The 18,330-nt window shown below is 34.4% G+C and carries 17 protein-coding genes, 11 tRNA genes and 1 rRNA gene; 25 read left to right on the forward strand and 4 right to left on the reverse strand.

Going from position 1 to position 18,330, the window contains the following annotated elements:
* The first annotated feature begins 14 nt into the window (after positions 1-14).
* From rrf to JV173_RS06300, 21 genes are all read left to right on the forward strand, one after another.
* Positions 15-126, forward strand: a 5S ribosomal RNA gene (gene rrf, locus JV173_RS06200).
* A gap of 17 nt (positions 127-143) precedes the next feature.
* A tRNA-Val gene (locus JV173_RS06205) sits at positions 144-219 on the forward strand.
* Between the two features lie 14 nt (positions 220-233).
* Positions 234-309 (forward strand) — tRNA-Thr (locus JV173_RS06210).
* A 7-nt stretch (positions 310-316) separates the two neighbouring features.
* Positions 317-392, forward strand: a tRNA-Lys gene (locus JV173_RS06215).
* A 19-nt stretch (positions 393-411) separates the two neighbouring features.
* Positions 412-498, forward strand: a tRNA-Leu gene (locus tag JV173_RS06220).
* 25 nt (positions 499-523) lie between these two features.
* A tRNA-Ala gene (locus tag JV173_RS06225) sits at positions 524-599 on the forward strand.
* A gap of 45 nt (positions 600-644) precedes the next feature.
* Positions 645-721, forward strand: a tRNA-Met gene (locus tag JV173_RS06230).
* A gap of 4 nt (positions 722-725) precedes the next feature.
* A tRNA-Ile gene (locus tag JV173_RS06235) sits at positions 726-802 on the forward strand.
* A gap of 22 nt (positions 803-824) precedes the next feature.
* Positions 825-913, forward strand: a tRNA-Ser gene (locus JV173_RS06240).
* Between the two features lie 24 nt (positions 914-937).
* Positions 938-1,014: transfer RNA gene (locus tag JV173_RS06245), tRNA-Met, on the forward strand.
* A gap of 5 nt (positions 1,015-1,019) precedes the next feature.
* Positions 1,020-1,095 (forward strand) — tRNA-Asp (locus JV173_RS06250).
* Positions 1,096-1,102: 7 nt separating this feature from the next.
* Positions 1,103-1,178 (forward strand) — tRNA-Phe (locus JV173_RS06255).
* Positions 1,179-1,378: 200 nt separating this feature from the next.
* Positions 1,379-2,854, forward strand: a complete 1,476-nt coding sequence (locus JV173_RS06260) for an aminotransferase class I/II-fold pyridoxal phosphate-dependent enzyme (RefSeq protein WP_205735454.1) — start codon at positions 1,379-1,381, stop codon at positions 2,852-2,854.
* Positions 2,851-3,732 (forward strand): agmatinase, encoded by an 882-nt coding sequence (speB, locus tag JV173_RS06265; protein WP_205735455.1) that lies wholly within the window; start codon positions 2,851-2,853, stop codon positions 3,730-3,732. The genes JV173_RS06260 and speB overlap by 4 nt, the downstream gene beginning before the upstream one ends.
* 102 nt (positions 3,733-3,834) lie before the next feature.
* Complete coding sequence (locus JV173_RS06270) at positions 3,835-4,152, forward strand: type II toxin-antitoxin system RelB/DinJ family antitoxin (protein ID WP_205735456.1); 318 nt, start codon at positions 3,835-3,837, stop codon at positions 4,150-4,152.
* Positions 4,152-4,775 carry a Fic/DOC family protein gene (locus tag JV173_RS06275; RefSeq protein ID WP_205735457.1) on the forward strand — a complete coding sequence of 208 codons (624 nt, stop codon included), beginning with the start codon at positions 4,152-4,154 and terminating at the stop codon, positions 4,773-4,775. The genes JV173_RS06270 and JV173_RS06275 overlap by 1 nt, the downstream gene beginning before the upstream one ends.
* Before the next feature lie 152 nt (positions 4,776-4,927).
* The gene (gene pdhA / locus JV173_RS06280; RefSeq protein WP_205735458.1) at positions 4,928-6,013 is read left to right on the forward strand and encodes a pyruvate dehydrogenase (acetyl-transferring) E1 component subunit alpha; all 1,086 of its coding nucleotides are present in this window, start codon (positions 4,928-4,930) and stop codon (positions 6,011-6,013) included.
* 1 nt (position 6,014) lies between these two features.
* Positions 6,015-6,998 carry an alpha-ketoacid dehydrogenase subunit beta gene (locus tag JV173_RS06285; protein ID WP_205735459.1) on the forward strand — a complete coding sequence of 328 codons (984 nt, stop codon included), beginning with the start codon at positions 6,015-6,017 and terminating at the stop codon, positions 6,996-6,998.
* Positions 6,999-7,011: 13 nt separating this feature from the next.
* Positions 7,012-8,649, forward strand: coding sequence for a 2-oxo acid dehydrogenase subunit E2 (locus JV173_RS06290; RefSeq protein WP_205735460.1), 1,638 nt, complete (start codon positions 7,012-7,014; stop codon positions 8,647-8,649).
* Positions 8,650-8,659: 10 nt separating this feature from the next.
* Positions 8,660-10,036 carry a dihydrolipoyl dehydrogenase gene (lpdA, locus tag JV173_RS06295; RefSeq protein WP_205735461.1) on the forward strand — a complete coding sequence of 459 codons (1,377 nt, stop codon included), beginning with the start codon at positions 8,660-8,662 and terminating at the stop codon, positions 10,034-10,036.
* Between the two features lie 94 nt (positions 10,037-10,130).
* The gene (locus JV173_RS06300) at positions 10,131-10,763 is read left to right on the forward strand and encodes a DUF6198 family protein (RefSeq protein ID WP_205735462.1); all 633 of its coding nucleotides are present in this window, start codon (positions 10,131-10,133) and stop codon (positions 10,761-10,763) included.
* Between the two features lie 36 nt (positions 10,764-10,799).
* Here the strand turns inward: JV173_RS06300 and lplA are convergent, their stop codons facing one another.
* Positions 10,800-11,714, reverse strand: coding sequence for a lipoate--protein ligase (gene lplA / locus JV173_RS06305; protein WP_205735463.1), 915 nt, complete (start codon positions 11,712-11,714; stop codon positions 10,800-10,802).
* 74 nt (positions 11,715-11,788) lie between these two features.
* Here lplA and JV173_RS06310 point away from each other — a divergent pair, with 74 nt between their 5' ends.
* From JV173_RS06310 to JV173_RS06320, 3 genes are all read left to right on the forward strand, one after another.
* Entirely contained in the window at positions 11,789-12,697 is a 909-nt protein-coding gene (locus tag JV173_RS06310) for a diacylglycerol/lipid kinase family protein (RefSeq protein WP_205735464.1), read from the forward strand.
* Between the two features lie 85 nt (positions 12,698-12,782).
* Positions 12,783-13,682 carry an ABC transporter ATP-binding protein gene (locus JV173_RS06315; protein WP_205735465.1) on the forward strand — a complete coding sequence of 300 codons (900 nt, stop codon included), beginning with the start codon at positions 12,783-12,785 and terminating at the stop codon, positions 13,680-13,682.
* Positions 13,679-14,563, forward strand: a complete 885-nt coding sequence (locus JV173_RS06320; RefSeq protein WP_205735466.1) for an ABC transporter permease — start codon at positions 13,679-13,681, stop codon at positions 14,561-14,563. Before JV173_RS06315 ends, JV173_RS06320 begins: the two co-directional genes overlap by 4 nt.
* A 28-nt stretch (positions 14,564-14,591) precedes the next feature.
* Here the strand turns inward: JV173_RS06320 and JV173_RS06325 are convergent, their stop codons facing one another.
* Genes JV173_RS06325 through JV173_RS06335 form a run of 3 tightly spaced genes read right to left on the reverse strand, consistent with a single transcriptional unit; the run spans position 14,592 to position 16,730 of the window.
* Positions 14,592-14,855, reverse strand: a complete 264-nt coding sequence (locus JV173_RS06325; RefSeq protein ID WP_205735467.1) for a hypothetical protein — start codon at positions 14,853-14,855, stop codon at positions 14,592-14,594.
* The gene (locus JV173_RS06330) at positions 14,843-15,157 is read right to left on the reverse strand and encodes a hypothetical protein (protein ID WP_205735468.1); all 315 of its coding nucleotides are present in this window, start codon (positions 15,155-15,157) and stop codon (positions 14,843-14,845) included. Before JV173_RS06330 ends, JV173_RS06325 begins: the two co-directional genes overlap by 13 nt.
* 40 nt (positions 15,158-15,197) lie before the next feature.
* A complete protein-coding gene (locus JV173_RS06335; protein ID WP_205735469.1) occupies positions 15,198-16,730 on the reverse strand; it encodes a Na/Pi cotransporter family protein in 1,533 nt (510 codons plus the stop codon).
* Between the two features lie 225 nt (positions 16,731-16,955).
* Here JV173_RS06335 and JV173_RS06340 point away from each other — a divergent pair, with 225 nt between their 5' ends.
* Positions 16,956-18,317, forward strand: coding sequence for a serine hydrolase domain-containing protein (locus JV173_RS06340; RefSeq protein WP_205735470.1), 1,362 nt, complete (start codon positions 16,956-16,958; stop codon positions 18,315-18,317).
* Positions 18,318-18,330 lie beyond the last annotated feature (13 nt).

Here is an 18,330-nt window from a genome sequence, read left to right on the forward strand (position 1 = left end):
GTTTTGAGAGTATGTCTGGTGACAATAGCAAGGTGGATCCACCTGTTCCCATCCCGAACACAGCAGTTAAGCACCTTAGCGCCGACGATAGTTAATACAAATAGCGAAAATAGGTCGTTGCCAGGCATTATCTCATCAATTACGGAGGCTTAGCTCAGCTGGGAGAGCATCTGCCTTACAAGCAGAGGGTCGGCGGTTCGATCCCGTCAGCCTCCACCACTCTTAATACTGATGCCGAAATAGCTCAACTGGCAGAGCAACTGATTTGTAATCAGTAGGTTGCGGGTTCAATTCCTGTTTTCGGCACCACCTATATGTCCCGTTAGCTCAGTAGGTAGAGCACTTGACTTTTAATCAAGGTGTCAATGGTTCGAATCCATTACGGGACACCATCTTTCTTTAATTAAATCCGCCCGGATGGTGAAATCGGTAGACACGCAGGACTTAAAATCCTGTGGAGTAAAATCCATGTCGGTTCAAGTCCGACTCCGGGCACCACTTATATACTTAACAATCTAGCAATGGGGCTTTAGCTCAGCTGGGAGAGCGCCTGCTTTGCACGCAGGAGGTCAGCGGTTCGATCCCGCTAAGCTCCACCAGTATAGATTTCAGTACCTCAGTTTGGATTCAACATAACCACATATGGCGGTGTAGCTCAGCTGGCTAGAGCGTTCGGTTCATACCCGAAAGGTCGAGGGTTCAAGTCCCCCCGCCGCTACCAGTCTGGACCCGTAGCTCAGTTGGTTAGAGCTACCGGCTCATAACCGGTCGGTCGTTGGTTCGAGTCCAACCGGGTCCACCAGAATTAACCAACAGTATCATCCGGAGGAATACCCAAGAGGCTGAAGGGATCGGTCTTGAAAACCGACAGGGTGTAAAAGCCGCGGGGGTTCAAATCCCTCTTCCTCCGCCACTATTATCTTAATCAAAATTATATCGCGGGATAGAGCAGTCTGGTAGCTCGTCGGGCTCATAACCCGAAGGTCAATGGTTCAAATCCATTTCCCGCAACCAAAAACGGTCCGGTGGTGTAGGGGTTAACATGCTTGCCTGTCACGCAGGAGATCGCGGGTTCAAATCCCGTCCGGACCGCCATTTTATTGGCTCTGTAGCTCAGTTGGTAGAGCAGTGGCCTGAAGAGCCTCGTGTCGGCGGTTCAACTCCGTCCGGAGCCACCACTTCAAGATTAAAAACTAAGTACTCATACGAGTACTTTTTTTATGCAAAAATAACATTGAATAGTATTAAAAAATGTAATCAATTTTTGACAATAATTATGCGAAAAAAATCATAAGTGGTATAATATTTCTAGACTAAAAATTTAGTAAAAAAATAGTTTTAAATTGTTTAAGAATATTAATAAATTATGAGGGACAGAATGTACAAACTCGATCAATCTAAAACACCTTTTTTTGACAAAATTAAAGCTTATGGTATGAGTCATACAACGCCACTAGATGTACCAGGGCATAAACTAGGAGCTATTCAAAATGAGTTCCGAGAGTTTTTAGGTTCTAATGTTTTTAGACTTGATGCAAATGCTCCAAGAGGATTAGATAATCTTGCTAAACGTAAAGGTGTCATTAAAGAAGCTCAAGCACTTGCTGCAGATGCATTTGGTGCAGATCATGCATACTTTTTAATCAATGGTACATCACAAGGTATCATTACAATGATTATGAGTGCATGTAAAGCTAAAGAAAAAATTATTATCCCAAGAAATGTTCACAAATCAGCAATTAACGGTTTAATTCTATCGGGTGCAATGCCAATCTTTATGAAACCACATATCGATTCTGAACTAGGTATAGCAAACGGGATCAACATTTCTGAATTGAAAGAAACAATTGAAGAAAACCCTGATGCTAAAGCTGTGTTTGTTATTAACCCAACATATTTTGGCGTCACATCTAATTTAAAAGAAATTGTTAAATTAGCACATGAACACGATATGTTAGTGTTAGTAGATGAAGCGCATGGTGCACATTTTGGTTTTAGTGAATATTTACCAATTTCAGCAATGGAAGCTGGTGCAGATATGTCTGCATTTTCAGTTCATAAAACTGTTGGTTCACTGACACAAAGTTCAATGTTACTTGTAAAAGGTGAAAGAGTGAATGTGAATTTAGTTCAATCAACACTTAATATCCTACAATCAACATCACCATCAAGTTTACTGATGGCATCCCTTGATACAACACGTAGTTATATGGCGTTAAACGGTCCAGAAAAGTTAAAAGAGTTGATAGCACTTGCTAAGTATGCAAGAGGCCGAATTAACAGAATTAAAGGTCTACAAGCCATAACAAAAGATTATGTATGGAGTCATAGAGGTTATGACTATGATGAAACAAAAATCATGGTTAAAGTTTCTGATTTAGGGATTACTGGATTTGATGCATATAACATTTTATCCTCTGAATCGAACATCCAAATGGAACTAGCAGAAACACATCTTATTTTGGCAGTTTTATCGATTGGAACAACCAAAGAGGACTTAGATCGATTTATCGAAGGATTAAAAAATCTTAAAAAACACAAGAAAGATGAAACGATTAAACATAAGATTCGTTTCACATACCCAGAAACTTATGCACGTCCACGTGAGGCGTATCATGCACCTAAACGTTTTATTAAGTTTGAGGATGCATTAAATGAGGTTGCAGCAGAAAACATCATGGTATATCCTCCGGGTATTCCACTTGTTATTCCTGGTGAAATTATCAACCAAGATATTTTAGATGACTTAGATTTTTATCGTGAACAAGGTTCAACAATATTAAGTGATACAGAAGGAGACTATGTGAAGGTTGTTGACAAAGACAACTGGATCAAATACGAAGGTGACTTATGAAATTAAGTAAAGTAGATTTATCATTTCAATCATGTACAGCAGAATATGATGAAGCAAATGTTGTAATTTTCTCATGTCCAATGGACGCAACAACATCTTATAGACCAGGCACACGTTTTGCAGGTAATGCAATCCGTGTAGACTCATTTGGTGTTGAATGGTATTCACCATATAGAGATGCGGATTTAAAGGATTATAAGACTTGTGATTCTGGAGATCTTCCACTTCCTATTGGTGCAGTAGAAGACGCACTTGATATGATTTATGATGCTACTAAAACCATTTTAGAAGACGGTAAAGTACCGATGATGGTTGGTGGTGAACATTTAGTAACCTATCCAGTTTTAAAAGCAGTTAAAGAGAAATATGATGATTTATATGTCATCCACTTGGATGCACATACAGATTTACGTGAAAACTTCTTTGGCCGTGATTTATCACACGCAACATTTATGCGTCATGCACACAAATTCTTAGGTGATCATCACATCTACCAATTTGGTATTCGTTCAGGTGATAAAGAAGAATTTGAATGGGCTAAGAAACATATCTATCAAAGAAAATTTGATTTTGAAGGCTTAGCTGAAGCTGTTGAAGCATTAAAAGACAAACCAGTTTATATTACAATTGATTTAGACGTTCTAGACCCAGCAGTCTTTCCAGGAACAGGTACACCTGAACCAGGCGGTATGCAATATAAAGATTTATTATGGGCATTTGATCAATTTGAAAAATTAAACAATATTGTTGGTGCAGATTTTGTTGAACTCTCACCATATCTTGATCCATCTGGTGCATCAAATGCGGTTGCTGCTAAAACCTTAAGAGAAATGGTTTTAATTCTTCAAAAGAATTTAGACAAGAAAAAACAAAAGTAATTTGACTTAAAACACCTTGAAAAAAAGGTGTTTTTTTATGAAAAAGTATGAGATAAAATAACACTGTATCACAAATGTGTTACAATTGAATTGGTGATATATATGAAAACAGATTATATTAATGTAAGAGTCAATAAAGATACAAAAGAAAAAGTAGAAGTGGTATTAGATAAACTTAATTTAAAGATGAGTGATGCGATAAATCTATTTTTAAATCAAGTTGTTTTAGATGAAGGCCTACCATTTAAGGTGAGAATTCCAAAATACGATGCAGCTTATGAACAATTAGAGCGTGCAATTGGATACAATTCATTTGGTGGTGGTGTACCAAGTGATTATGCAAAGAATATTTTACTTTTATATGCTAAAGGTGAAATTGATTTTGAAACTGCAGTGTTTGCGTTAGGACGTGAAAAATAATGCCAAATTCACAAGATCCATATCTATATCCTGGGACAAATGTCCATATGAATGTTGCAGGTATCCAAGATAAAGCAAAATTAAAAGAATATACTGCAAAACAATTTGCAGTTTCAATGATTAGACTTCAAAAAGAACCACTTGAATTAAAAAGTTGTAAAGATCTGCTTTTATTACATAGAATATTGTTTAGGAATGTTTTTGAATGGGCAGGAAAGATTCGTACAATCAATGTGACACAAAGTGAATTCATCTTAGGGGAGAATACAGTTGTTTATGCAGATTATCCACAAGTCATGAAAGAACTTGAACAAGTGGATGATCAATACATGAAATTAGATTGGCAAAATATGACCCGTGGTGAGTTTATTGATACCCTATCTAATATGATTGTTACCCTATGGGTTATTCGCCCCTTTAGAGAAGGTAATACAAGAACTTTAATGGTATTCATTGATTTGTTTATTAAAAAGTTTGGCTATGAAATTGATTTAAATGCCTTTAGTTCACACGCCAAAGATATTCGTAATGCTTTAGTGTGGGCAACGATTGGAGAGTTCTTTCATCTCAATTCTATTTTCAATAGCATCATTTCCCACAAACGTGTTACAAAAAATACATAAAATAATGAACTTTTTGGGTGAAAACACAAATTTCACCCTTTTTTTTAAGAAAGGCTCAAATAAGCCTTAGAAGTGAAGCCTTTTCTATTAAAGAAAAGGTCTTTGATTATATAATAGAACTGCAATCAAAACTAATATAGGAGGGAATTTTAATGATCGCTAAGAAATATGATGCTTCAAAAGACAAGCAATTTCAGATTTTAGATCAAAATGGTAAAGTGGTAAACGAAAAGTTCGAACCAAACTTACCAAAAGAGACCTTATTAAAAATGTATAAAACAGCTGTTTTAGGTCGTAGCGCTGATATCAAAGCATTACAATACCAAAGACAAGGTCGTATGTTAACTTATGCACCTAATATGGGTCAAGAAGCTGCTCAAATCGGGGTAGCTGCTGCAATGGAACCACAAGATTGGAACTCACCAATGTATCGTGAGTTAAATCTTCAATTATACCGTGGAGTTACACTTGAAAGTGTATTCTTATACTGGTATGGTAACGAAAGAGGTTCTATTAGACCTGATGGTGTGAGAGTTTTACCTACAAATATTATCATTGGTTCACAATCTAACTTAGCTGCTGGTTTAGCAATGGCTTCTAAGATTAGAAAACAACCTGAAGTTACAGTATTCACTATCGGTGATGGTGGTACAGCTCACGGTGAATTCTACGAAGGTTTAAACTTCGCTGCTACTTACAACGCTCCAGTTGTTGCGGTTATTCAAAATAACCAATACGCAATTTCAACTCCAGTACGTAAAGCTTCTAAATCAGAATCATTAGCTCAAAAGGGTGCTGCATTCGGTATTCCATTTGTTCAAGTTGATGGTAATGATATGTTAGCTATGTATGTTGTTGCAAAAGAAGCTATGGACCGTGCTCGTAAAGGTGAAGGCCCAACTTTAATTGAAGCTTTCACATACCGTATGGGACCCCATACAACTTCAGATGACCCATCAATCTATCGTACTAAAGAAGAAGAAAATGAATGGGCTAAGAAAGATCCAATCGCTCGCTTCAAGACTTACTTAATTAACAAAGGTTATTGGAGTGAAGAAGAAGAAGCTAAGTTAGTTGAAGATGTTAACAATGAAATCGGTGAAACATTCAAGAAAGTTGAATCATACGGTGCAAAAGTTGAATTAATGGAAATCTTCGAACACACTTATGCTGAAATGACTCCACAATTAAAAGAACAATATGAAGATATGAAAAAATATCTAGAAGGAGCGAAGTAATATGGCAATCATTACATTATTAGAAGCTATTAACCAAGCCCTTGATCAATCAATGGAAAAAGACAATTCAGTCGTTCTATTTGGTGAAGATGCTGGTTTTGAAGGTGGCGTATTCCGTGTAACTGCCGGTCTTCAAAAGAAATACGGCGAAGAACGTGTATTTGATACACCAATCGCTGAATCAGCAATTATCGGTTCTGCAATCGGTATGGCAATGAATGGTTTAAAACCAGTTGCTGAAATCCAATTTGATGGATTCTTATTCCCAGGTTATACAGATTTAGTAACTCATGCTGCACGTATGAGAAACCGTTCAAGAGGTCAATTCACAGTACCTATGGTCGTTCGTGTTCCACACGGCGGTGGTATCCGTGCCCTTGAACACCACTCAGAAGCAATCGAAACACTACTTGGTTCAATCCCTGGTTTAAAGGTTGTAACACCTTCTACACCATATGATGCAAAAGGTTTATTAATCGCTGCAATCAACGATCCAGATCCTGTTGTATTCTTAGAACCAAAACGTATTTATCGTGCAGGTAAACAAGAAGTTCCTGCTGAAATGTACGAAATTCCACTTGGAAAAGCAAAAGTTGTTAAACAAGGTACAGATATTACTGTTGTCGCTTGGGGTGCAATCGTTCGTGAAGTTGAAAAAGCTGCTAAATTAGTAGAAGCTGAAGGTATTTCAGTTGAAATCGTTGACTTAAGAACAATCGCTCCATATGATGAAGAAACTGTATTAGCATCAGTTAAGAAAACTGGTAGATTCATGGTCGTTACAGAAGCTGTTAAATCTTATGGTCCAGCTGCTGAATTAATTGCTATGGTAAACGAAAAGGCATTCTATTCATTAGAAGCTGCACCTGTTCGTTTCACAGGATTTGACATTACTGTTCCTCTTGCAAGAGGTGAACATTATCACTTCCCACAACCAGAAAGAATTGCTTTCGAATTAAAGAAGTTAGCAAAAGTTAGACCATAAGGAGGAAAAAATCATGTATGAATTTAAATTTGCCGATATTGGTGAAGGTATCCACGAAGGTACCATCTTAAAATGGAATTTTAAAGTAGGGGACAAAGTAAAAGAAGGCGAAACTTTAGTTGTTGTTGAAACAGATAAAGTAAATGCTGAATTACCATCACCAGTTGATGGTGTCATCGTAGCATTAGGAAAACAAGAAGGTGAAGTTATCCATGTTGGTGAAAACGTTGTAATCATCGATGATGGTAAAGGTGCACCTGCTGCAGCACCAGTTGCTGCTCCTCAAGCTCCAGCTGAAGTTAAAGCTGAACCAGCACCTCAACAAGCTGCAACAGTTTCTGCAGACATTTATGATTTCAAATTTGCTGACATCGGTGAAGGTATTCATGAAGGTACAATCCTAAAATGGAACTTCAAAGAAGGCGATGCAGTTAAAGAAGGCGAAACTTTAGTTGTTGTTGAAACAGATAAAGTAAATGCTGAACTTCCTGCACCAGTTTCTGGCACAGTCTTAAAGATTGGTAAGAAAGAAGGCGAAGTTATTCACGTTGGTGAAACTGTTGTCTTAATCGGTGAAAAAGGTGCAACATTATCTGCTGCTCCAGCCGCTCAACCTGCTTCTCAACCTGCTGGCGAAGCTAAGAAGGGTGCCGGTGTTGTTGGTGAAATCGAAGTTTCTGATGAAATTATCGGTGGCGTTTCTGAAGAACACGTTGCAGTTGCATCAGGTAAAGTATTAGCATCTCCTGTTGCTAGAAAACTTGCTTCAGACTTAGGTTTAGATATTGCTTCAGTTAAAGGTACTGGCGAACAAGGTCGTGTATTAAAAGATGACGTTGCTGCTGCTAAAGCTCCTGCTGCACAAACCGAACCTCAACAAGCTGCTCCAGCACAAGCTCCAGCTGCGCAAACTCCTGCTAAATCAGCTACTCCAGCTCCAACTAAACCACAAGGTGATGTTGAAGTTGTTAAGATTTCAAGAGTACGCAAAGCAATTTCTAACGCAATGGTTAGATCAGTTTACACAATTCCTCATACAACTTTAATTGACGAAATTAACGTTAACGCATTAGTTGAATTTAGAAACAGTGCGAAAGATATCGCTCAATCAAAAGGTATTAAATTAACATATTTAGCATTCATTATGAAGGCTGTTGTTATTGCATTAAAAGAATTCCCTACATTCAATGCTTCATTCAACCATGAAACAGATGAATTATATATCAAGAAATTTATCAACTTAGGTATGGCTGTTGATACTCCAGATGGTTTAATCGTTCCTAACATTAAGAACGCTCAAAACTTATCTGTATTCGAACTTGCAACTCAAGTTAGAAAATTAGCAGATGATACAATTGCTAGAAAGATTTCTTTAGATCAACAACAAAACGGTACATTCACAATTACTAACTTCGGTTCAGCTGGTATCGCATTTGGTACACCAGTTATTAACTACCCAGAATTAGCAATTCTTGGTGTTGGTAAGATTGAACAAAAACCAATCGTTGAAAATGGCGAAATCAAAATCGCATCTATGCTACCATTATCATTAGCAGTAGACCATAGAATCATTGATGGTGCTGATGGTGGTAGATTCTTAATGAGAGTTAAAGAATTATTACAAAACCCTACATTATTAGTGTTAAGCTAAGGAGATTATCATGGCTAAATCATACGATATTATTGTCGTAGGTGGAGGACCTGGTGGCTACGTAGCTGCTATTAAGGCTGCTCAACTTGGGGCAAAAACAGCTTTAGTTGAAAAAGAAGTTGTTGGTGGTATCTGTTTAAATCACGGATGTATTCCAACAAAAACATTCTTAAAATCTGCTAAAGTTTATAAAACATTACAACATTCAACAGACTACGGTGTAACAGCAAGTGGTACAATCGGATTCGATTGGTCAAAAATTGTTTCACGTAAAGACGGCGTTGTTAAGCAATTAACAGGTAGCGTTGCATTCTTATTAAAGAAGAATGGTGTAGATGTTTACAACGGATTTGGTGATATCAAATCTGCAAATGAAGTTGTCGTTAATGGCGAATCACTTCAAACTAAAAATGTAATTATCGCAACTGGTGCTTCTGCAATCGTTCCTCCAATTCCTGGTGTGGAAGATGCATATAAGAAAGGCATCGTTGTTACATCAAGAGAATTATTAAACGTTCAAAACTATCCAAAATCAATCTTGATTGTTGGTGGTGGTGTTATCGGTGTTGAATTCGCAACTGTATTTAATTCATTTGGTTCAAAAGTTACTATCATTGAAAAGATGGATGGTATCTTACCAACAATGGATGAAGAAGTTCGCGTTGCATACACTAAGACATTAAAACGTGATGGTATCGAAATCTTAACTGGTGCAGAAGTTAAAGCGGTTAATGACCACAAATTAACTTATGCATTAGAAGGTAAAGAAGTAACTATCGAAGGTGACTTAATCTTAATGGCTGTTGGTACACGTGCTAACTCTAAGGGTCTTGAACACTTAGGATTAGAAATGGATCGCTCAAACATTAAGACAAATGAATATCTACAAACAAACGTTCCTGGTATTTATGCAATTGGGGATGTTAACGGTAAATTCATGCTTGCACACGTTGCTGAACATGAAGGTATTGTTGCAGTTGAACATATTCTAAATAAAGGTCATCAAAAGATGGATTATGATAAGATCCCATCTTGTATCTATGGTTCACCTGAAATTGCTGCACTTGGCTTAACAGAAAAAGAAGCAAAAGCACGTGGTATTGATTATAAAGTATCTAAAGTGCCTTTAGCTGCTGTTGGTAAAGCGTTAGCTGATGGTGAAAAAGAAGGTTTCATCAAGTTAATCGTTGATAAGAAATACTTAGAAGTTGTTGGTGTTCACATCTATGCATATAACGCAACAGAATTAATTTCTGAATTCTCAGTTGCAATGGCAAGTGAAGCAACTGCGTATGAAATTGCACATGCAATTCATCCACATCCAACACTTTCAGAGTTATCATTAGAAGCTGCACTTGGTGCAATCGACAAACCAATTCACATCTAATCTATAAAATTAGGAACAGCCAAATTACTGTTCCTTTTTTTTGCTTGCGAAATTCATAAATTCATGTATAATTGATTAGGATGTGAGGTATTTTATGAAGGTATTAAATTTTAGTTATCGTATTCTATTACATATCATCGGTTATTTAGCGATTGGTCTTGGTGTTGTTTTAATTTATCGTGCGAACCAAGGTGCAAATCCAATTGATGCAATGTCATTCTATTTATCAGAACTTATACCAAGTTTATCTATTGGAAATGCCTCAATTATTATTAATGGTGCGTGGGTTGTTTTAAACTTCATATTAATTCGTAAATGGCATACATTACTGAGTTTCTTAATCGTATTATCATTTGGTTATATTATTGATTTTTGGAATTTATGGATTTTAAAAGATTTAGTTATTTCAGGAATTGTTTTCCAAATTATAGGTGCTTTGGGTGGACTAATTCTACTTGGTGGTGGGATTGCCCTTATTATGTTTAATACTAAATTCCCATTAACGCCAAGTGAGGTTTTCTTTATTTGGTTAAACGATAAAGTTAAATCAACAGTTAAAACTAAATTAATGATTGAAGCAACTTTAATTACACTGGCAATTACTATGGCATATATTGCATCTGATTGGTCTCAAATTGGTTGGTTCACAGTTATTGCAGTTTTAACCATGGGTTCAGTCATTTCAATTTTCCAAAAAATATTTAAAAAGTTTATTCCAGTTTACTAATAAAAAAGGTTCCCGTTAAAACGGGAACCTTGTTTTTTATTCAAATAATAAACTATATAATGCCTCATGTTTAGCTTTTAAGAAACCTAAATCAGTTGGATGAAATTTAACGCCAACCATAGAAGAAGCAAGGCTCATAGCAAGCGACCCATCAACTAAAATTAATGCATCTTCAACCATACCGTAAACAACAGAAATCTTGACATCATAGGTTTCGGTCTTTTTCTTAATCACTGATCTTGGTGATTCACCATAGTTCCAGTTATAAGTGACATACTTTTCATCTTTCAATTTTTCAATTTTAGAAAAGTCTTTCTTAGAAAGCGCGATTGTTTCATTTTGAGTGATTTCTTCTAATAAGTATTGTTTAAATTGATCAAGTGAAAGTTCGGTATAGTCTGCAATATTTGTTACAACACTACGGTTTGATTTAACAGAAATACTTTCTGTTGAATCATCTTTTTCTTTTAATGACCCTTGAAGAAATTCTAAATTAGAATCAAAGAGAAGTGTACCATGATGCAGTATTAAATCCTTATAAACAAATTGTGCATTGCCACTAACCTTTTTACCACGAATCTTTAAATCGCTTTTTCCACTAAACTCAATTGGAATACCAATTTTATTTAAAGCATCAACAATTGGTTGAGTCATTTTTTTATAGTTATTTATATGATCTTTAGATTTCGTAATAAAAGTGTAGTTTAAGTTTCCAAGATCATGAAATACTGTGCCACCACCTGAAATTCGTCTTACGAGTGGTATTTTATTTTTATGAACATATCTTAAATTAACTTCTTCATAAACATTTTGGTTTCTACCAACACAGATTGCGGTATTGTTTTGCCACAGTAAAAAAATATCCTCATCTTTAGCGATTTCTTTAAGGATATATTCTTCCCAGGCAAGATTAAAATAGATATCATTTGAGATAGGAAAGATTGTTTTCATGCGTATTTCTCCAAAATTAATTACAGTACAATATTACCATAAAATGGTAAAATAAGAACAAACTAGGTGACTACATGAAAGCAGTATTAATTTATAATGAGGCTTCAGGAAAAGGTAGAGTTCGAAAGGACTTTGACAAAATTAATGCCTTCTTCAAATTAAATCAATGGGAAGTTGATTATTATCAAGTTACCAAAGAAAAAGATCTTTCAATGGATTGTTTTGATATGGCAGAAAACTATGATACTTTTTTAATTGCAGGTGGTGATGGTACAATTCACTCTGTGATTCAAGGTATTATGAAAGTTGAAAAAGAAAAAAGACCTAAACTCTTATTTTTACCTTATGGTACAACAAATGATGTTGCAGGCATGCTTGGGTTAGGTAAAAATGTTTTCTATAACTTAGCACTTTTAAAAACTGATATTTTTGAAGAGATGGATGTATATAAAGCTAATGAGGATTACTTTGTATATGCTGCAGCAATAGGGAAGTTCTCAAAAATATCCTATGAAATCGATCGTAAAAAGTTAAGATGGTTAGGTCCTATTGGTTACGTGATGAACGGATTTAATGATTTATTTTCAATGTATAAAATGAAGGTAATTGCAAAAACTCAAACTAAAATATATGAGAAAAGGTCATTCTTAATCTTAATGGCAGCTGGTTCACGTGTTGGTGGATTTAATATGAGTAAATTCACAAAAGACGTGAAATTGAATAGTGGAAAACTTGCGATTAGAATATTTACAAGAAACCATCCATTCTCATGGTTTAAGATGGTTTGGTTCTATTTATTTAGAGGCAGACATTTTAAAAATGATCTTCATTTAAATGAAAGTATGATTCAATTTGATATTGATCCAAAATTGACTTGGAACTTAGATGGTGAAAAAGGTCCAAAGGGACCATTGAAAATCGAAGTCATGAATAAAGAAATTACTGTCTTTGTTCATCCAAAACATCGAAACAGATTATTCTAAAAGTGGAAATTGCTTTATTAAGCGAACAAATTATTTTAAAATCAAGATTGGGTAGTATATTCAAATGCATATATAGGAGATAAAAATGGATAAGATTTTAGAAGTCAAAGAACTTTATAAAAAATTCGGTGACCTAGTCGCAGTGAACAACATTTCTTTTTATGTTAAACGTGGTGAACTTTACGCATTCTTAGGACAAAATGGTGCGGGTAAATCAACAACTATTAACATGATTATTACACTGCTTGATAGAAATGGTGGCAGTATTTTATTAAACGGAAAAGATGACCCAGCATATATTAGAGAAAAAATTGGTGTTGTTTTCCAAGAAAATGTACTTGACCCACTATTAACTGTAAGAGAAAATTTATTAACACGAGGTATTCTTTACCTTAAAGATAAAAATAAAGTTTTAGAACGTTATAATGAACTTGCAGAATTCTTAGAACTCAAAGACATTGAGAACAAACGATTCAAAACTTTATCAGGCGGTCAAAAAAGACGTGCTGAAATTGCAAGAGCACTTTTCTCTAATCCGGAACTATTGATTCTTGACGAACCAACAACTGGTCTTGATCCCGAAACACGTCAAGTAGTATGGAAAGTAATTGATAATCTTAGAATTAAACACGGTATTACAGTTTTCCTAACAACACACTATATGGAAGAAGCAGCAAATGCTGATCATGTAGTCATTATCCATAAAGGTAATATTGTGGCTAAAGGATCACCAACTGAACTTAAAGTTCAATATTCAAAAGACTACTTTAGACTTGTTCCAAAAGATATTAAAGCATTAGAAGTATTCTTAAGTAAGTCAAAAAGAACCTTCAAGAAGGTTGCAGATCAATACTATGTTGAAATCAAAAATACTGAAGACACAATCAATTTAATTATTGAATTAAAAGATAACATTGATACTTTTGAAGTTGTTAAAGGCACATTAGATGATGTATTTGTGAATGTGGTAGGTGAACAAAAATGAGTGAATTTTTAGCGTTAACAACAAGAAACATTAAGATTTTCTTAAGAGATAAAACGGCTGTATTCTTCTCATTCCTATCAGTAATCATTTTACTTGGTTTATATATTCTCTTCTTAGGTAACCAATTTAAAATGGAAGAACTAAATGGTCTCTTTACAGATCAGGAACAAAGCTTCTTTGTATATTCTCAAATGATTCCAGGTTTGATTGTTATTAACACACTAACAATTTCATTGGGTAATCTTGGAAATGTAATCAATGACTTAGAGTATAAAATTATGGATGGTTTCATGGTTACACCTGTGAAACGATTTAAAGTAATTTTTGCATATTATAGCTCATCACTATTAATTACAATCGCACTCTCATGGGCAATGTTGCTAGCAGCTTGGGGGTTACTTGGTATCACATCAGGGATTTTCTTTAATCCAAGCATTATTTTAAATGCAGCACTAGTGATTGTCTTATGTTCATTCATATCATCTGCATTCATGGTTCTATTAACTGCATTTATTAAATCAATTAATGCATTTGGTGCAGTTGCAGGGGTATTTGGTACAGTTATTGGGTTTACATCGGGTATTTATATGCCGCTTGCAATCTTACCTCAAGCAATGAGTTATGTTTCAAGTTTAATTCCATTTACACACATGACGATTCTTTTAAGACAAATCATGTTTGTTCAAGCATATGAAATGTTAGAAACAAAATTAAATGCTGAAGGATTAGCTGAAATTAATAAGTATTATGGATTAAATGAACTAGGTGTACTTGGTCAACAAATTCCATTGTATATTATTTTAATATTATGTGTTGCCTTAAGTTTAGGACTCTTATTACTAGCAACTAAATTAATTAGTAAGAGAATTTCAAAAAAATAAGCATGAAAAAAGGGACAATTTTGTCCCTTTATTTTCGTATAAATACAAGAATAATTGAGGCAATGGTTGAACCTAATGCACCAACACCAATTAATAAGCCAAAGGCCATAATTGGAAAACTCAATTCACTTTGATCAAGTATGCCTGCAACAAATACAATAAGTGCAATTAACCACAAGACAAGCGGAATCGCAAACGCGAAGATATCCTTTTTTCTAGATAGCATCGCACTAAATGGAAAACTTATAACCCCAGTTACGAGTATGACTAATATAAACGTTAGTAGCTCCATAATAACCTCCTCTGAAATTTAATGGAGTATCTCTTATACACAGTAAGTAATAGGATGGATGCGATTGTTGAACCAAGTGTTGCTGTTAAACTAAATAATCCTAAAGCTAGAAATCCAATAGAAAGCATATCACCAGGATTGAGAAGCACAACCATAAAGCAGAGGATTGCACATACTAACAAAATACCTGGAACTAGAAAGACGAGCGGTTTCTTTATATCTTTTAATTTACTACTGATTGGAAAACTAATTAAACCTGGTATGATTAGAAAGCCTAAAAAAGTAAATATAGATTCAAACATTTTTTAATACCCCCTTGATTCACCTTAATTATATATTAAATCAAGAAGTCTTCTTAGTTTTTACATCCCCTACGACATCGACAGTAGAATAACCAATATTGACTAAATGGTCTCCAATTCTTTCTAATTGAGAAGTAAAATCGAAGAAGTACTTAGAATGTTCTAATTGACATTCACCCGTTCTAAGTCTTACGACATGATTCTTTTCATAGGATGCTTTATGATGATCAATTAAAGACTCTAATTGATCAAGTTGAGGTAATTCGGAAACTTTATTTTTTGTATAAATGATATAGGTTAAATCAAACATATGTCTTAAATCAAGAATAAAGGTTTTAAGTTCTTCTTGAGCAGTTCCACTAAATGAGATTTGTTCGGTAACCATAGCATTCGTTAAATGAACAAAGTTGTGTGCATGGTCTGCAATGCGTTCTAAGTCATTGATGACATGATACATTTTACCAATCACAAGTTCTGCATGATAATTTAATCGTTCACTGGATAATTTAACTAAATATAATGATATTGCACTATTTAAGTAGTCGATGACATCTTCAATCTCATCGACTCTTTTAATGTCTTCTGGTTTTCCATTTTCAATACTAATAAATCCGTTGTTTAGATTCTCTTTAACGAGTTCAAACATTCTTAAAAGTTCTTTTTCAAGTGCAGCTAGTGCAAATGAAGGTGTTTTTAATAATCGTTCAGTAACAAACTTAAGGGATTTATCTTCAGTCTTTGTTTCTTGAGGTTTCACTAATAGATAAGATAATTTTTCTAGTTGTTTAATGAAGAGAAGTGCAATCACAGCAGTTGAAATATTAAAGAAGATTTGGAATAAGGATACTTGGAACCCTAATTCAAATGATTTAATAAAATTAAGAATTGGATCGTTAAAGATGACAATTATTAATGTAAAGATGACACAACCTAATAAGTTAAAGATAAATTGGACAAGTGCTAAACGTTTACTGTCGGCATTACCACGAAGGGATGCTAACATACCGGTTGCAGTCGTACCAACCTCAGCACCAAGTACAATAAAGAGTGCGTATTCGATTGGAATAGTTCCACTTGATACAAGTAAGATAGATAACCCAACGACTAATGTTGATGAATTCACAATTGCAGTAAATAAAATACTCAACATAATCAAGAAGACTGGGAAATTAACTGCTTCAAATACATTTGAAATAAAAGTCTTCATTGCATCATTTTTGAATGCATCACCAGCAAGATTTAATCCAATAAAAATCAAACCAAAGCCAATGAAAATCTGGCCAATGCGTTTGACATTTGATTTCTTCGCAGTCATTTCAATGACAACACCAACAAGCGTAAAAAGTGAGAAATAGATTGCAAAATCAAATGTAGCAAAACTACTTAATAAACCAGTTAAAGTTGTACCAACGTTTGCTCCAAGGATAATCGCAATCCCTTGGTAGAGTGTCAATAAATTTGCATTTAAAAATGAAATTGTCATCACGGTAACTAAGCCTGATGACTGCATAATGGCAGTAATGAATGCACCGAATCCAAATGAGACGAATCGATTATTGGACACCTTGCTCATACCCTTACTCATTTTTTTTAGATGATACTTTTTCTAATCCTGATGACATTTGGTGGATACCAACTAAGAAGATTGATAATCCGGTAAGTAAAGTAACGAAACTCGTGATGATTTCCATCGGAATCCCCCTGAAATTTAAGTAGTCATTTGTTTTTATTATACCTCACGTAGAATCTTATTATATATAGTAAAATAAGAATGGAGCACTTGAAAGGATATTAATCTATGGAAAACATCCGAATTAAAAACTTAATTGAAGCATGTGAAAAGCACCCAGAAATACAATTAATCGATATGGTTATAATGCAAGATGATCAAGTTATTTTTGATTGGACTAAACCCCCATATCAAAAAGATACAAAACACTTATTATTTTCCGTGACGAAATCTTTTACTTCATTAGCAATAGGTATACTCTGCGACCAAGGAAAAATTACTGTAGATGATTTGGTCAGTGATTATTTCAAAGAAGAAACTAAAGATCTTGATAAACCGACAGTAAAAGAACTCAAAATTAAACATTTATTGATGATGGGTAGCGGTATTCAATCAGGACTCTCATTTAGAAACTTTTTAAGTGGTAATTGGGTTAGATTGTTCTTTAATCAAGAATTCCCGTATAAACCAGGCAGTTATTTTGCATATTGTTCTTTAACAAGTCATATGTTAAGTGAGATTGTAACAAAAGTGACAGGTATGACTTTAGAAGCATTCTTAAAAGAACATTTATTTAATAATTTAAATATTACTGATTATTCATGGGAACATTATGAAGGAAAAACAGTTGGTGGTGTTGGCCTTTCATTAAAAACATCAGATATGATGAAGGTTGGAAAAATGTTACTTCATGATGGGAATTATGAAGGGACCCAAATTATATCTAAAACTTATTTGGATCAAGCAACTAAACCACAAATTCTTAAACAAAACGTCATCGAATCAGACTTTACACCACATGCAGGTAAAGCTTATGGATATCAATTCCATGTTTCACCTAGAAGTTATCGTGCAGATGGTGCATTTGGTCAATTGATTATGGTATTCAAAAAAGAAAAAATAGTTGTCGTTGCAACCAGTCAGAACACACATTACGAAGCATTCTATACAGCTATTGATCAAAATTTAAACCTTAAACCAATTAAAAGTGATATAAGTTCAAAAAAATTGAATGAATATTTAACTACATTAACTTATCAAAAACAAGATTTTAAACGAATCACCTCAGCAAGAGACTTTGGAAATTATTTAGTCGCATCAAATGAATTAAAGATTAAAGAAGTCAATTTAATCAAAGGAATTTTAACATTTACTTATGAAGATGGAAGAGAAAACGAGTTTGATGTATTTAAAAATGGTGGAAAATACGGTAAGAGTCTATTCCTTAAAGACTATAAGATAGAAGAACTTAAACACTATATAGAAGTAACATGGGAAAAGGATAAACTTCACATGAGATTATTCTATATTGAAACACCTTATGTTGTTGATTACACCTTAGATTTTAAACCAACAAAAGTAGCACTAGAATTTAAAGTGAATGTGTCATTTTTCTATGATGGATTCAAAGTAATTGGTGCTAAAATCTGATTTAAAATTAGCT

It is taken from the genome of Acholeplasma equirhinis (assembly GCF_017052655.1).
Lineage (GTDB): Bacteria > Bacillota_I > Bacilli_A > Acholeplasmatales > Acholeplasmataceae > Acholeplasma > Acholeplasma equirhinis.

Coding starts and splice junctions, on each gene's coding strand:
- JV173_RS06285 (WP_205735459.1), top strand. CDS start 6,015: ATGGCAATCATTACATTATTAGAAGCTATTAACCAAGCCCTTGATCAA.
- JV173_RS06260 (WP_205735454.1), top strand. CDS start 1,379: ATGTACAAACTCGATCAATCTAAAACACCTTTTTTTGACAAAATTAAA.
- JV173_RS06320 (WP_205735466.1), top strand. CDS start 13,679: ATGAGTGAATTTTTAGCGTTAACAACAAGAAACATTAAGATTTTCTTA.
- JV173_RS06290 (WP_205735460.1), top strand. CDS start 7,012: ATGTATGAATTTAAATTTGCCGATATTGGTGAAGGTATCCACGAAGGT.
- JV173_RS06300 (WP_205735462.1), top strand. CDS start 10,131: ATGAAGGTATTAAATTTTAGTTATCGTATTCTATTACATATCATCGGT.
- JV173_RS06270 (WP_205735456.1), top strand. CDS start 3,835: ATGAAAACAGATTATATTAATGTAAGAGTCAATAAAGATACAAAAGAA.
- JV173_RS06335 (WP_205735469.1), bottom strand. CDS start 16,730: ATGAGCAAGGTGTCCAATAATCGATTCGTCTCATTTGGATTCGGTGCA.
- speB (WP_205735455.1), top strand. CDS start 2,851: ATGAAATTAAGTAAAGTAGATTTATCATTTCAATCATGTACAGCAGAA.
- pdhA (WP_205735458.1), top strand. CDS start 4,928: ATGATCGCTAAGAAATATGATGCTTCAAAAGACAAGCAATTTCAGATT.
- JV173_RS06315 (WP_205735465.1), top strand. CDS start 12,783: ATGGATAAGATTTTAGAAGTCAAAGAACTTTATAAAAAATTCGGTGAC.
- JV173_RS06330 (WP_205735468.1), bottom strand. CDS start 15,157: ATGTTTGAATCTATATTTACTTTTTTAGGCTTTCTAATCATACCAGGT.
- JV173_RS06340 (WP_205735470.1), top strand. CDS start 16,956: ATGGAAAACATCCGAATTAAAAACTTAATTGAAGCATGTGAAAAGCAC.
- lplA (WP_205735463.1), bottom strand. CDS start 11,714: ATGAAAACAATCTTTCCTATCTCAAATGATATCTATTTTAATCTTGCC.
- lpdA (WP_205735461.1), top strand. CDS start 8,660: ATGGCTAAATCATACGATATTATTGTCGTAGGTGGAGGACCTGGTGGC.
- JV173_RS06275 (WP_205735457.1), top strand. CDS start 4,152: ATGCCAAATTCACAAGATCCATATCTATATCCTGGGACAAATGTCCAT.
- JV173_RS06325 (WP_205735467.1), bottom strand. CDS start 14,855: ATGGAGCTACTAACGTTTATATTAGTCATACTCGTAACTGGGGTTATA.
- JV173_RS06310 (WP_205735464.1), top strand. CDS start 11,789: ATGAAAGCAGTATTAATTTATAATGAGGCTTCAGGAAAAGGTAGAGTT.